Annotated in this window: 13 protein-coding genes; 3 read left to right on the plus strand and 10 right to left on the minus strand. The window is 69.5% G+C overall.

What is annotated here, in order from left to right; all coding sequences use genetic code 11:
- Positions 1-176: 176 nt before the first annotated feature.
- The 4 genes from AD017_RS33075 to AD017_RS33090 all read right to left on the minus strand — a co-directional run bounded on the left by AD017_RS33075 (position 177) and on the right by AD017_RS33090 (position 2,847).
- Positions 177-407 carry a hypothetical protein gene (locus AD017_RS33075; protein ID WP_145982884.1) on the minus strand — a complete coding sequence of 77 codons (231 nt, stop codon included), beginning with the start codon at positions 405-407 and terminating at the stop codon, positions 177-179.
- A 188-nt stretch (positions 408-595) separates the two neighbouring features.
- Positions 596-979 (minus strand): VOC family protein, encoded by a 384-nt coding sequence (locus AD017_RS33080; RefSeq protein WP_060577618.1) that lies wholly within the window; start codon positions 977-979, stop codon positions 596-598.
- A gap of 142 nt (positions 980-1,121) precedes the next feature.
- Positions 1,122-1,970 carry an SDR family oxidoreductase gene (locus tag AD017_RS33085; RefSeq protein ID WP_060577619.1) on the minus strand — a complete coding sequence of 283 codons (849 nt, stop codon included), beginning with the start codon at positions 1,968-1,970 and terminating at the stop codon, positions 1,122-1,124.
- Between the two features lie 79 nt (positions 1,971-2,049).
- The gene (locus AD017_RS33090; protein WP_227013420.1) at positions 2,050-2,847 is read right to left on the minus strand and encodes a phytanoyl-CoA dioxygenase; all 798 of its coding nucleotides are present in this window, start codon (positions 2,845-2,847) and stop codon (positions 2,050-2,052) included.
- Between the two features lie 744 nt (positions 2,848-3,591).
- Here AD017_RS33090 and AD017_RS33095 point away from each other — a divergent pair.
- Positions 3,592-4,119 carry a TIGR03086 family metal-binding protein gene (locus AD017_RS33095; RefSeq protein WP_145986130.1) on the plus strand — a complete coding sequence of 176 codons (528 nt, stop codon included), beginning with the start codon at positions 3,592-3,594 and terminating at the stop codon, positions 4,117-4,119.
- Positions 4,120-4,308: 189 nt separating this feature from the next.
- Positions 4,309-4,731, plus strand: coding sequence for a pyridoxamine 5'-phosphate oxidase family protein (locus tag AD017_RS33100; protein WP_060577621.1), 423 nt, complete (start codon positions 4,309-4,311; stop codon positions 4,729-4,731).
- A 217-nt stretch (positions 4,732-4,948) separates the two neighbouring features.
- Here AD017_RS33100 and AD017_RS33105 read toward each other — a convergent pair whose 3' ends face one another.
- From AD017_RS33105 to AD017_RS33130, 6 genes are all read right to left on the minus strand, one after another.
- A complete protein-coding gene (locus tag AD017_RS33105) occupies positions 4,949-5,188 on the minus strand; it encodes a hypothetical protein (protein WP_060721783.1) in 240 nt (79 codons plus the stop codon).
- Positions 5,189-5,248: 60 nt separating this feature from the next.
- Positions 5,249-6,475, minus strand: a complete 1,227-nt coding sequence (locus AD017_RS33110) for an AAA family ATPase (RefSeq protein ID WP_060722576.1) — start codon at positions 6,473-6,475, stop codon at positions 5,249-5,251.
- Positions 6,476-6,765: 290 nt separating this feature from the next.
- Positions 6,766-7,566, minus strand: coding sequence for a hypothetical protein (locus tag AD017_RS33115; RefSeq protein WP_060577623.1), 801 nt, complete (start codon positions 7,564-7,566; stop codon positions 6,766-6,768).
- Positions 7,563-8,642 carry an ATP-binding protein gene (locus tag AD017_RS33120; RefSeq protein ID WP_060577624.1) on the minus strand — a complete coding sequence of 360 codons (1,080 nt, stop codon included), beginning with the start codon at positions 8,640-8,642 and terminating at the stop codon, positions 7,563-7,565. Before AD017_RS33120 ends, AD017_RS33115 begins: the two co-directional genes overlap by 4 nt.
- Positions 8,633-10,612, minus strand: a complete 1,980-nt coding sequence (locus tag AD017_RS33125) for a Mu transposase C-terminal domain-containing protein (RefSeq protein WP_060577643.1) — start codon at positions 10,610-10,612, stop codon at positions 8,633-8,635. Before AD017_RS33125 ends, AD017_RS33120 begins: the two co-directional genes overlap by 10 nt.
- A gap of 125 nt (positions 10,613-10,737) precedes the next feature.
- Positions 10,738-11,571, minus strand: coding sequence for a TnsA-like heteromeric transposase endonuclease subunit (locus AD017_RS33130; protein WP_202968857.1), 834 nt, complete (start codon positions 11,569-11,571; stop codon positions 10,738-10,740).
- Positions 11,572-11,786: 215 nt separating this feature from the next.
- On the opposite strand from AD017_RS33130, the gene mobF reads away from it, so the two are divergent.
- The coding region (gene mobF / locus AD017_RS33135) for a MobF family relaxase (protein WP_168172861.1) at positions 11,787-13,881 on the plus strand (2,095 nt) is incomplete at its 3' end.

The following is a 13,881-nucleotide window of genomic DNA, read 5'->3' on the forward strand; positions in this document are numbered from 1 at the left end:
ATCGGCCCACCACCACCGTCGTTAACCGGGCCCCACCCGGATCATCGAAACTACCGAAACCGTCCGCCCCGACGACGGGCAGAAGCACCGGTGCCCAGCGAAGACGACGTCCCGCTCAGCCCGCGGTCGACTGCCGACGAACCAGATGCAGCGCCGCGTGTCCGGTCCCGTCCGGCTCAGCCCTGCAGGCGCTGCAGGATCTGCGTGAGCAGCTCCCGGTTCTGCTGCAGCTCGCGCTCGATCCCGTCGAAGCGGCGGGTCGTGTCGCCGTCGAGGGTGTCGAAGCGCTGAGCAGTGTCACCGGCCAGGGTGTCGATCTTGGTTTCGATGCGCTCGCTGATCTCGTAGAGCGCATCGATGTCCGCGCCCTGCTGACGCACACGTCGGCTGAGCTCAGGAGAAGACATGACCGCGATCCTATCCGGTGAGGCGGGCGCAGGTCTCTGCGGCGCCCGCTCGGATGGTGTCCGCCGCCGAGCGAGGCGAGTGCAGCACTCGCGGGCGCCGGCCCCGTTCGCAAGCGCAGCACCGAGTGCCCTGAGCTGGGCTTTCGTCCAGCTCAGGGCGCCGCGAGGCACCAGTGAACCGACCTCCATTAGACGGGATAATGGGCGATTTCCCAGGCATGTCCGTCGGGATCGGTGAACACTCCGGAGTAGAAGCCAAGCTCGGAGACCGCGGCCGGCTTGGTCACCGTGCCGCCGGCGCCAGTGACCGTGGCCAGCAGCTCGTCGACCTCGGCATCGGACCGGACGTTGTGCGCGAGGGCGATCCCACCGAAGCCGCTTTCGCGAGCGTCCTCGAGCCCGCAGTCGGCCGCGAGCTTCTCTCGGCTCCAGAGCACCAGGGCGAGTCCTCCCGCCTGGAAGAACACGGTTTCCTCGACCTCTTGTCCGCTCCACCCCAGCGCCGTGTAGAAGGCGTGGGCCCGGGCCAGGTTACTGACGCCCAGGGTGACGAGGCTGAGTCGCTGGTCCATGTAGACACCCTACGGACGCCCGGTGACGAGACTTGCCCTCGGGAGAGAACGCCGGGGCGGTGTTCACGGCGTTGAGGTGGGCGAGCTGGCGCCCCTTCTGCAGGCGAGATCGGGCGTCAGTGTGTGTGGAGCGCAGGCGAGTTCAGGAGCGGCCGCGAGGGCGCCACCGTCCGAATCCCCCTTCGGTGTTGAGGGTCTGCCCGGTGATCCATGCGGCTTCGTCGGTGGCGAGCCATACGATCAACCGGGCCGGGTCGGCGGGTCGTCCGTAGCGGCCGAAGGGGAACATTGGCGCGACGAGGTTCCACATGTCCTCGGTCAGGTAGCCGGTGTCGACCGGACCGGGGTTCACGGTGTTCACACGGATAGCGAGGTCGGCAAGCTCGTCGGCGATCGTCGTGGTGAGCCCGGCCATCGCCGCCTTCGCTGCTGCGTAGGCGATCTCGCCCGGCAGCGGCCCCAGTCCCTGACCGGAGGTCAGGAACACGATCGAGCCCCCGGGTCGGCCGTCGTGCTGGCGGGCGAAGGCTTGAGCGAGCAAGATCGATGACCGTGCGTCGACGGTCCAGTGGGCGTCCAACTGCTCGGCCGTGACCTCGCCCAGCGTCGCGTCCTGCCCGGTCAGCGCATGATTGCAGATCAACACATCGACGTGTCCGACCAGTTCGACAGCGGCGTCCATGAGGCGCGCGGGTCCGTGGGGGTCGGCGAGGTCGACACCTATCTCCGCGACGACCGCGTCGGCGCGGGAGCGTCTTCGAACCGATGCGACGACGGCATCGAGGTCGTCGGCGCCCCACTCCTGTGCTTTGTCATGAGGCTGGAAGTGATGCAGGACAGTGCTCGCGCCGTAGGAGGCCGCCAGAGCGGCGATCGCATGGCCGATCCCGCCCCGTCGGCTGGCGCCTGTGACGAGCACGGTGCGGCCTGACAACGGGTACGGATCTCGACCGCGCGCAGCATCCGTGTCAGGGGGCACGGGTTCAGGCATGGCGGCGACGTCTCCGATGAACGCGGGAAGGCAGGGAACGCATAGTCCTGTCGGTTTCGTCGAGGATCGGGTCCTCCCGTTAGTCATCGAGGCCAGCGCGGATCGCCTGCTCCACTGGCGAGAGTGGTCTCCTCGCCCGAGGCTCGAGTGCATCGGCGGGTTCGATCGCGTTCTGCGCCATGAACCGGTGCTGCATCCCACGGTGGGTCTGAGCAGCGTGGACGAGGAAGGGGTGGCAGACGTACACGTCGCCGCACCGACCGGTCGCATGGGTAACCGGTCTGCTTGCCGAGGCTTGCTCGATCTTCGAGCTCAACGCCTGGCTGTCGACCCCGGCGGAACCGTAGGGGTCCAGCAGCTGCGGAACGTCGAGATGTGAGCCGATCCTGATACGTGTGGGGCTGTCGTCCGCGCCGACGTTGCTGAACAACATCAGCAGCAGCAGGGCGCGGCCGTCGGAGTTGACGTTGACCCTGAAGCCAACCTCACGCATGGTCTCGACCGATTCCAGGTCGTCGTCAGTGAGCTCTCGGTCGGGGAACGCCGCGTCGATGTGCCAGCCGGACTCGAGCGGTTCCTCCTTGCTGGGGAACCGCAACGGGAAGGCGCCCACATGGTCGCGCCGACGCCATCGGTCGGGTCCGACCAGCTGATCATAGGTCGCGACCAGAGTCGGCGAGTTGACGGCGTTAACGAACGGCTCGTCGTCGCGATAGAGGACCCAGTGGGTCGACGACACCCACGTCATGGGGTCGTCGGGGTCGTAGCCGGTCTCCTCCCACAAGAGCCTTTCGCAGGCCCGGGCGACAGGCTCGGGCACCGCGCCGGGTAGATGCACGAACCCATCTCGAACGAAGCGGTCGGTCAGCTCGGTCACACCGAGTCCTCCTCTTATCGGACATATGGGCCATATATGTGTAGCGGGGCAAGTCGGTCGGACCCACCCATTTTCGGTGGGTGCGACCGCCGGTGCCTGCGCTTGCCCGTTCGCCGACGTGGCGTGCGTGCGATGAGCCCAATCGGGCCGACGCCGAGAGTCGGGTGGCGGCCGATCCGTCCGCGTGTGGCCTCCACGTGCCCCGTGATGCTGCCATCCGGGTCGACAGCGACGAGGGGTAAAGCGGGCAACCATCGGCATCCTGGCGCAATGCGTCGAGTAGCTCGTTCGTGCCGACCTGCTCTTCGGAGAGGTGGCGAGTTCCGCGACCGCGTTGCTCGTTGTCAACGGACATCGGGAGTTCCGGGTGGGCGGACGTGAGGTGTCCCGGCTGGCGGACAGTAGATGTCCAGGTCAGCGGACAGCCGTCGTCCCGGGTGCCGGAACCTGTCTGGGGCGACTTTGGCGCGACTGACAATTTGTCACTGGCGCCAAAGTGCTCTCAAAGTCGGCTCGGACCGGTCAGGTCAAGGGGGCCACCCCCTTGCCGGCCAGGGCCTCGGCGAGGCGGTGCGAGTCGCCGCTGGTCTGGACCGCTGAGTTGATCACTGCGGGGGCGGTGGTGGAGATCCGCGTCGTGGCCGAAGATCCGTCTGCGTAGGCGAGGGGCCGGTCGAACCGTCTGCGAGGGGGAGCCACGTGGTCGAGTCAACGGCGGTCCGGTTGCTGCGGTCTGGGGTGGGGATGTTCGCGCAGCGTCTGGTGGCAGTGAGTGGACCGCAGTGGGGGTGGTCGACCCCGTGCGCGGACTGGACCGTGGCCGACCTTGTCGGCCACGTCGTCGCGGGCAACCAGATGGCGATCGAGCTGCTCGACGACGGCCACCGTTCACGAGTAGCCCGCACGGCGGCTCGTAGCAGTGGATCAAGCTTCCAGCTCGAGGCGCAGTTCGTGCAGACCTGCAGGGGCCAGGATGAGGTCTTTGTTGCCGCGTCGCCGGACGCCTCGGTGGCCCATCCGGCGGGCCGAATCACGGCCCGGGAGTTCGCGATCTATCGCTGTGCCGACATCGTGGTGCACGCCTGGGATCTTGCCCGAACAATCGGCGCTACCGACACCATCGACCCTGAGCTGGTGGAGCAGGTTCTGGCGCCCTATGTCGGATGGGTACAGACCCTCGACACTGCCGGGGTCTTCGCCCCCGCGCTTACTGGCGTCGGCGGCGAGTCTCGTCAAGACGACCTACTGCGCCGTCTCGGTCGTTCCCCGTGATCGTGCATCCGCTTGGTCGGTTCGATTGAAGCCCCGGGAGTGGCGGGCTCCACTGAACCCGGGGCTTCAGATCTCCCGCACAGCGGTTGCCTCCCGGCTGCCCTGGCACGGTCGGAGGTCCGCTCGGGCGTCCTGTGTGCGGCCGGTGATGTTGACCTCCACTACCATGTAGGTTCTAGCGTGCCCGTTATGTCGGCTATCGAAGGACCGGGCATCGACGAGTTCCTGTCTCGTCCACTGGTTGCACGAATCGCCACCAACGGCCCCACGGTGCGCCCGGTCTGGTTCCTGTGGGAGGACGGCGCCTTCTGGTGGATCACCGGTGCCTACGCCAAACTGCCGGAACGCCTTGCGAAGGACCCCGAGGTGGCCATGGTCATCGACACGTGTGACCTCCGCACCGGGGCTGTCCTGCAGGTCATGGTCGCCGGCGCCGCGGAGGTCGTCCCGATGGAACCGGACCGAGCAACGCGGAAGCTCGTGCGCTACCTCGGCCACAACATCGAGACGTGGCCCGAGAGATTCCACGGTGCCTTGACCGACCCTGACGCGCGCCTGGCGAAGCTGATTCCCCGACGTCAGCCACGCATCGTGGACCAGAGTTTCCGCTGATCGCCCAGGCTGCTGCGATGAACTGACCGCCGGCATCGTCCACCGCGCGACCGGTAACACGACGCGTCAGGGTCTGTTGAGGGATCGCCTACCGGACGCTCGCCTGTCCGGCTCGTGTTTCCGGATGGGCGTTGTCCAGTAGGCCTGTCCGGTCGAGGAGGTGGTCTCCGAAGTGGTGTCAACGGATCCCAAGGTTGGCCCCCCTTTTGCAGGACATTCAAAATTGACCCCGGGCAGGCCCTGTGGGTTCGTCCGGGAGGAGTTCGAGTAGGTCGCGGTAGGTCTGCTCGACGTCGTCGACGATGGGTTCGAGGATCCGGGCTTGGGGCCGTTGCTCGAGCATGGCGAGCAGGCGCTGGTGGAGTTCGGGGATCGTGGCGATGCCGCCGTCGCGTTCGAGTAGGGCGTGGGCGTCGCGCTGGGCATGCGTCTGCGGGCAGGCGGCTCGAGCATGCAAGCGCAACGGTCCTGGCCGGCGGTTCGAGCAGGACGATCTCGCAGAACTGGGCGTGTGCTGTTAGCTGTCAGGCGCCGGGCATCTGTTGTCTCGGAAGAACGAGGCGATCATCGCTTCGGCGACTTGTCGTGGGTCGAGGTCGCTTGTGTCGATCGTCCGGGCCCCGCGAGGGCGCGGGCCGTGGTGGCTCTCGCGGACGGCCATGGCGATCGCGTCGGCCAGCGCATCGTCGGTGAGGCCGATGCGGTGGTCGCCCTGGATGACCGGGCCGTCGCCTTGAGCCCGAGTGCTGATCCGTTCGGCGAGGGCGGCCGCGGAAGCGTCCAGCCAGAACAGCGCGGGTGAGTCACTGTTGTCGAGTTCGTCGTGCTGGGCGTCGATCAGCAGCCCGATGGTGCGAGGATCACCGCTGATGACGACGGTCTGTGCGCCGCCGTGTGCCAGACAGCCGGCGACCGCGCGGGTGTTGGCGGCGCGCAGTGGCCCGAGGTGATCGCCGCGCACGTCTGTTCCGAGGAACCCGAGCTGGTGGGCGTCGAGGTAGCCGACCGGCTCGCCCGCCCTGGCCAACTGCGAGAACGTCTGGAACCCGGCGGTGGAGACGCCGACTCCTTCTGGCCCGGTGATCACCACCAGGCGTCGTGGCGGCGTCGCGGCCGTGGGCGGACGTCGTGCAGGCGTGGCGAGGTTCGGACTGTTCTGTCGAATGTGGGTCAATGCGGCGTCGGTGACCTGCTCGGCGAGCTCAGTGGGGGTCTGCCCGGTCGTGTCGAGGCACAGGTCGGCGAGGTCGGGGGCGATCCGGTGGGCGTAGTCCACCGCGTCGTCCGCGAGCTCGGTGAGCCAGCCGCGGCGGTGCACTCGCTCGCGGATGGTGTCGCTGTCCGCCTCCAGTTGCACGGCCAGGACGCGTGGGCGCTCGACGTCTGGGAGCAGGCGAGTCAGGTGGCCGATGTCGTCGAGGAGTCCGGCGACGATGAGTACCTGTGCTTCATGGGCTTGATAGTTGCGGATCAACGGGGGAAGCGCGGCAGCGATCAGGTCAGCTTCGGTGGCCCGGGTTCCGCTGGCCAGCCGGAGCTGGTCGGCGTCGACAAACGCTGCCGTCACTCCTGCGGCGGCCAGGTGGGTCAGCATCCGGTAGCCGACGGTGGACTTCCCCACCCCGGATGTCCCGAAAAGCCAGATGATCGGCAGCACGGTCGCACCGTAGGGACGACCAACCGCGAGGAGGAACCGGATTTCGAGGTCGTCCCCCGACAGGCAGGCGGGGAAGCCTTCGACCATCGGCGTGGTTAGGGGCGGCGCCCGAGCTTGGTCCAGGAGCCGATCCTGCTTCGCTCGAGCCGGTTGCTGGCGCCGGTGATCGTTCCAGACGAGCTGATCGCGGCTGAGCGGGCGAGTTCGCGGGGAGCCATCGGGCCGTGCACCGGAGCAGCGCGAGGACCACCGCCCCGCAGTCGGCAGCGAGCTTCTCTCGGCTCCAGAGCACCAGGGCGAGGGCTCTCGCCTGGAAGAACACGGTTTCCTCGACCGCTTGTCCGCTCCACCCCAGCGCCTTGTAGGGGACAAAGGCGCTATCGGCCCGGCCGCGGCGAGTTCGACGGCCGAACCGCTGATTGGGCCCGTTCGATCACTTCGGGGTAGACACCGACGGTGACTGCTCGGTCGTGGATGTGCTCGGCTCGGACGAATCGGCTAGCGGCGGGGCTGAGGTGTGGCCACAGGGCGGGCGCGAGGTGGCGGAGACGTTGTTGTGCCAGTTCCCAGAGCCCGTCCGCGATGATCTCTTGCCGGACTGCCTTGGTGATCTGCCGCAGGGCCGCGGTCACGCTGTGGGGGTAGGCGCTGCGGCTGAGATGCTGGTGGCGGCGCTGAGCGCGGAGGTATTCGGGGAACGGTCGTAGGTCGTGCTGGTCGTCGAGTGTCCGGACGCCGGGGCCGATCCAGAGCCGGTGGCGACGGCAGACGGTGTGGTCGTCGGGCAGTTTGCACAAGATCGGGTCGTGCACGCCGCGGCAGGCGGCGCAGCGGCGACAAGCCGGGCGGAGTCCTCGGTAGAAACCGGCGATGTCGCGCAGGTAGACCCCGGCGTCGGGCCAGTGCAGCCGGGCGATGCGCCCGTCGGGCTGCCCTGCCAGGGCGGCGAGCCTCCGGACGGGCAGCTTGGTGGCGGTGTGGTCGAGCGGTGGCGGGCCCGGCGGGTGGAGGGACTGCGCGAGGAGAAGGAACTCGAGGTGGTTCGCCGCGGCGAGACGCTTGACGTAGTCGAGGTGGTACTCGCCGTTGAACGGAGTGACGGTGCGGGGCAGTGGCCGCGGCGGCAGGGTCGCGGCCCAGTCACGGATTCGGACCAGCCGCGCGGGATTGAGGGTCATCGGGTGCTGCTGGCGCGGCGGGTGGCGGACTCGGCGGCGTGGTCGATGCGAACTCTGTCCAGCAAGGAACGGGTGAGCGCTTCGGTGCCGGAGAGGATCGCCCGGATCGCGGCGGCGCGGGTGAGGTGGGCCAGGCTGCCGATCATGCCGCCGGTGCGGGCGTGCAGGTACTTGGCCTGCCCAACCAGGGCGCCCGGCTGGTGGTGGTGCAGCCGCAGCGTCGCTTCGAGAGCAGCGACGAGCTGGCGCCACTCGCTGTCGTAGGGGAACGGACCGGTGCCGATCAGCGAGCAGCGTCCGGCCAGCTGCCGGCCGCGGGTGCCGGTGAACACACCGGATCGTTCGACGTCGATCCCGGCGTAGACGAAGGTGGCGGGCAGGTGCTCGGTGAAGTACTTCAGGTGGTCGGAGAGGTCTTCTCCGGCGGAGGTGTGCAAGTTCAGGTTGTGGATCTCGTCGACGATAACCAGGTCGGTCCGGGCGTCGATGAGGACCCGGCAGACCGCGTCGGCGATGTCGGTGACGTTTTGGCGTGCTCCGACCGGGGGCAGGCCGAGGAAGCGGGCGAACTCCATGGCCAGCTTGCGCGGCGACCCTTTCGGTGGGCAAGTGACGTAGACGATCGGGATCCGCTCGCCAGCGTGCGGGTAGCGGGCCCGGGTCCGAAGTTCGTGCACGCGTCCGAGCTGCTTGATCGCGGTGGTCTTGCCGGTGGCCGCGGCCCCGGAGACCATCATCCCGCGTCGGGCGCCGATCTCGCGCTGGTTCATCAGCGTGAGCAGTTGGCCTTCCTCGGTGACCTCGGCGATCGCCGAGGTGGCGACCACGACCAGTTCGGCGTGGTGGGCGATGCGGGCCTCGTCGTAGTCGCGCCGCTGAGTCTGCGACAGCCCCGACCAGTGCTCCTGGGCCAGGAGCTCGATGCTGGAGGGGTCGGCGTGGACGAACCGCCGCCATCCCTCCAGCGTGCTGGTGGGTAGCCGGCGGTCCTCCAGCTGCCCGGCGTCGGCCTGCTCGGGGTCGAGTCCGACCGCCGTGTTCGTGGTTCCACGGCTGGCGCCGCTGGCTACCACCATTTGTCGGCCTCCTTGCGGGCATCGAACAGTGGCAACGCGATCACGTCGGCGTCCTGTTCGGTCGTGTCGTCGCGGGTGATGCGGTCCTCGGTCAGGGGGCCGGGCAGAGGCTCGGTCGTGGCGTCCGGGGCGGGCCGGTCGCCGGCGGTGGCGCGGGTGCGTCCGACGATTCGTCGGGTCCGTGTCGAGCCGGTAGTGGGGCGCCCGCTCAGTTCTGGTCGGTCGGGGCCGTAGGCGGCGGTGTCGAGGAGGCGGGCGGCGGCCTCGGCGATCTCGGCTTCGGTTACCGGGTCGCGGCCGCGGGCGGCGAGGATCTCGCGGGCGTGGGCCCAGATGTGCTCGCCGAACGGGACCGGAGTGGTGCGCAGATGAGTCCAGGTGGCCTCGAGGAAACGCGGCGCTTCGTCGTGGTGGTTGCGCACCCAAAGCCGGGAGATGTCGTAGGGGTCGTGGTGGACCTCCCACCGGCCGTTCTTGGCCTCCACCCCGGACGTCTGACCGCGGTAGGGGTTCAGCGCGGCGCTGTCATAGCGGCGCCGGCCCAGCTTGATCCCGTAGGAGTTGATCGCCCGCCAGCTGACCGGGAGCAGTTCGATGTAGTCGTCGTGCCCCAGTGGGACCGGGACGTAGCCGGCGACCGCGACCAGGGCGGCGTAGCGCTCGTTCGGGGTCAGCGCCTGGCCCGGGGTCAGCGGATCGCGCAGACCGTCGTGCGGGCGGTTCTGCCAGACCGCGACGATCCACTCGTCGAGCAGGGCCTGCAGCTCGGTCATCGACCAGACCGCCTCCTGCTCGGCGCGGTGGCCGCGGTGTTCGACGCTGCGCCCGACGTAGCCGGCGACGTACTGAGCGAACAACGTCGCGATCGATCCGAGGGTGCGTTCAATGATCGGCTTGTCGGTAGGGGTGTCGGGGTGTGCGGGCTGCAGGCTGATCCCCAGTGAGCGGCACGCGGACCGGAAGGTCGCCGACAGGTATGCCTTGCCGTGGTCACACACGATCGTCTCCGGCACGATCACCGGGCGGGCCGCGGCGTGCGCGAGCCGCGTGTCGATGCTCGTCAGGCTCTCGTGGGGCAATACCGAGCGGGTCATTCGCAGCGCGTCGGTCCAGCCCGGGCGCATCGGTTCCGGGGTCACCGCCCGGGCCAGGAGCAGCGCTGCGTCGACCGCCTTCGTGGTCGGCCGTAACACCGCCGCGGCGATGGTGCGGGTGGCTTGGTCGACCAGCCCGGTCAGCTCGACTCGGTCCACGGTCCCGTCGTCGAGCACGACGCGGACGTCGAGCGGGGTGGAGTCGATCTGTGTCCACTCTCCGGGCCGGGTCACGGTCACCGTCGCGAATGGCCCGTCCGGCTGTTTGGCTAGCGACCGGCGGGTGCGCGCCGAACCGAAGGTGTGCTGACCGGAGGACAGGCGGGCGACCAGTCGGTAGAAGGTCCGCTCAGCCGGCATGGGTGGCGGCTGAGGGTCGTCGGCCAGTAGCTGTTCGACCCGGCGGCGCAGCCGGTCCACGGTGCCGGTCGAGCGCTGGGTCTGTTCGGCGATCGCTCGCCGGGTCGCCTCGACCACACGGGGGTCGGTACGTCCGCCCGGTGCCCGCCCACGGGCGGCGCGGGCGTGGCGTTGGTCGACCAGCCCCCACAGCCCGTCGGTCTCGTAGCGGCGCCGCAGTCGCTTGAGCGTGGACAGCCCGACCTGATGCCCGGCGGCGGCAAGGGCTGCGTGCTTGGCCAGTTCCCGCTGCCGCAGTGAGTGGCGCGCCGGGTCGTAGTCCGGGCACGGAACGGTGCCCGGCGCCGCGTCGGGCGGGACACCGGTCACAACCTCGACCACATGGCGCTCCCACCACAGCGCCGACGCCCGCACCTCGTCGGGCAGCAGCTCCAGCGTGGCGTGCTCGGCCGGTCTGGGCCGCTGTCGGGTGACCAGCTCGAAGCTCGGGTCGGCCATCAACGACCCGACCAGCATCACCGTCGCGGTGCCGGTGACATCGACCAAGCGCACCGACGCCCCGTCCAGCGCGGCGACGCGGTAGCTGCGCCCCTCGAGCCGGATCTCCTCGCCCGACGCCAGGATCGGCAAGCCCGCCCGGGTCACCCGGTCGACCCGAGTATCGGCTCGCGGTCCTTGTCCGCGCCCGCCAATCGGCCGGGCCCCACGATGGTCGTCGGGCCGAGTCTGGTGGTCTGCACCTGGGCCGTGAGTTCGCCTCGCCAGAGCATCCCGAACAGCACCGGCAGCGTCGCGATCCGGTCGCCGGCCTTCGCCGCTCCGGCCAGCAGCGGGGCCGACGCAGCGAACACCTCGCGCAGGCGCGCCGCCACCGCCGGTCGGGCGGTGCGGGGATGGCGGTAGCCGGCCAGCCAGCGCAGATTCGCCGCCCACACCGGGTCGAGCTCCCCGACACGGAGGTAGTCCCAGCCGACCCGGGCGCAAACCCGCGCCGTGGCCGCGAACACAGCGGCGTCGCGGTCGTCGATCCGGTCGTTCGGGCGGACATCGACCAGAACCCCCGTGCCGTCGGCGCGGCGGGCGAAGTAGTCCGGGGCGTGCCGCACCGAGCCTCCGGTACCGGCATCAGCCCAGGACAGCCACATCGGCTGCGACGCGATCCCGACGATGTCGGGGTCGGCGTCGAAGGCCATCACCCGATCCCGCTCAACCCACGACTCGAAGCCCACATGCTCACCAGTCGAAGCGAACCACCACAGCCCCGGCCAGTTCCGCTGCCCCCGAAACGACGGAAACCCACGCACCGGCGCTACCCGCTCGAACGGTCGACCCCAGCACCGCGCCAGCGGCTCACGCCGGGTCTCCCCCTCCGCCGTGACGTACTCCGCCTCGACGTCGTCCAGGCGCGACGGGCCCCGCAGCACTGTCACCAACTCGCCAGCCACCGACTCTGCCGCCCATCCATCATCGAGCACGACGTGGCTCAACTTATTGGCAGCGATCTACCTGATGGCTCAGACACGCTGACAACGGCTTAGTTTCCCTGGCACAGGACATCTGACCCTTCAAGACCTCGTATGCAGTTCTCTTGTTTCCGATCATCCTCTCTCGCCCACTCATTATCAACACCTCACACCTATGCATCAAATGATCTTGCCGGATGCGGTGCCGGTCGCGTAGCGTTCTCGCCATGGGCGTCGTGCGGGTTACTGCGATGGCGCCCGGGTCTGTCGAGTACCTGCTGCACGGCTGCGATTCGCACCCCGAGCAGGGCCACGAACACGGTTCGGAACAGGGTATCGAGAACGGCGGCGACGGCCTGCAGCGCACCCCCGGGGCGGCGGAGTACCTGACCTCTGCGGCCGAGCGCGGCGAGCCCGACGGCGTCTGGTTCGGCGCCGGGATCGAGGCACTCGGGCTGCCGTTCGAAGCCGGCGCTACGGCGATCGCAGGCGACGTTCGGGCGGTGTTCGGGCAGCTGCGCTACCCCGAGCACGTGCTGGCCGGGTCGACCGAGAAGACGCCGGTCTACCTCGGCTCGAAGCCGCGTAAGTATCGCACGGCTGCTCAGATCGAGGCTGCGGCGCTCAAGGAAGAACCAAATGCCACAGAGGAGCGTCGGAAGCAGATCAAGGGCACCGCGAATCGTCAGGCCAGTACTCCGACGGCGTACTACGACGTGACGTTCTCGCCGGTGAAGTCGGTGTCGATGTACTACACGGTGTTGCTCGCGGCCGGAGACAGCGAGGGCGCGGAGACGGTCCGCTGGGCGCATGACGAGGCGGTGCGGATCGCGCTGTCGTCGATACAGTCCGATGTGGCCTATGTCCGCTCCGGCCGGCACGAGGGGCGTGGGCCGTCCGGGCGGACAGTGGGTCGGTGGGAGGCGGCCACGGGGCTGGCCGCGGTGGTCTATGGCCACCACACCAACCGGGACGGCGAGCCGCAGCTGCACTCCCACGCGGGGGTATTGAACCGTGCTGCGACCGCCGATGGGCGCGTGCTGGCCTTGGACGGGAATGCGTTTCGGCCGGTCAAGGAGGCGCTGTCCGCGGCCTACACGCGGGCCTATCAGCAGCTGCTGACCGAGCAGATGGGCGTGCTGTTCCAACAACGGCCTGACGGGCGGGCTCGGGAGATCGCCGGGTTCGACCCGGAGCTACTGGCCCAGGCGAGCACCCGCACCTTGGAGCGTGTCCGCCCGGCGGTCGCGAAGCTGGTGGAGGCCTACACGGCCCGGCACGGGCGGGCCCCGGGGCCGCGGGCGCGGCGGGCTTTGGTGGACCAGGCGGTCAAGGACACCCGTGACCCGAAGCGCGGACTGGCCGGTCCGGCCGCGGTCCTGGCGTGGACGACCGGGCAGCCGGGGCGGGCGGCCAAGCTCGCGGCCGCACTGGACGCGGTCGACGAGGTAGTGATGGCCGCGGCGGCCAACGGCACCCATCCGGTGTCCGCGCTGGGTGGCCAGGAGCAGGTCACTGACGGCCGCGAGGCGGCGCTGGAGGTCCTGGCGGTCATCGGGGCCGGCCAGGCGGTGTCCGGTCAGAGCACGCCTGTCGGTGAGGGTGCGGCCACGCTCGCGGGGGCGGTGGCCATTGCCATCGAGGCCGGCGTGGCTGATGTCCAGAGTCGGTATGCGACGTGGACGGTCGGGAACCTGACCGCGGCCATCGACGACCACCTCGGTGACCACGCGGCCGCGCTCGGGGTGGCGGCGGCCGCCCGTCCGGCGTTCATGGCCACCCTGACCGAGGCGGTGCTGGCCGCGCCCGGCCAGTTCGGGATCGTGCAGGTTTCTGCGTCCGACCCGGTGCCGGTGCCGGACGAGCTGCGCCGTCTCGGCGCCGGCGGCGACGGCCGGTCGATGTTCCGCGCCCACATCGACGAGCGCTACGCCACCACCGCGGCAGTCACCGCCGAGGAACGGCTGCTGGGCTACAGCCGCACCGACAACCTCACTCCACTTCCGGCCGCGCGGGTCGTCGAACTGGGCGAAGTGCTCGGTGCTGGGAAGCTGTCCCCCGACCAGGCTGCGGTGATTGCTGGGGTGCTGGGGTCCGGGCGGACAGTGGACGTCCTGGTCGGGCCGGCCGGCACCGGGAAGTCGCACACCGTCGGGGCCCTGTCGACCGTGTGGGCGGGTGAGCACGGTGGCCGAGTGCTGGGCTTAGCGACCGCTGAGATGGCCGCCCGGAACCTGGCCGAGCTTGGCCTGGAGGGGATGAACACCGCACAGTGGCGGACGCGGTTCTTGCCCGACCCGACCACCGGCGAGGTTCGTGATC

Source organism: Pseudonocardia sp. EC080619-01, assembly GCF_001420995.1.
GTDB lineage: Bacteria > Actinomycetota > Actinomycetes > Mycobacteriales > Pseudonocardiaceae > Pseudonocardia.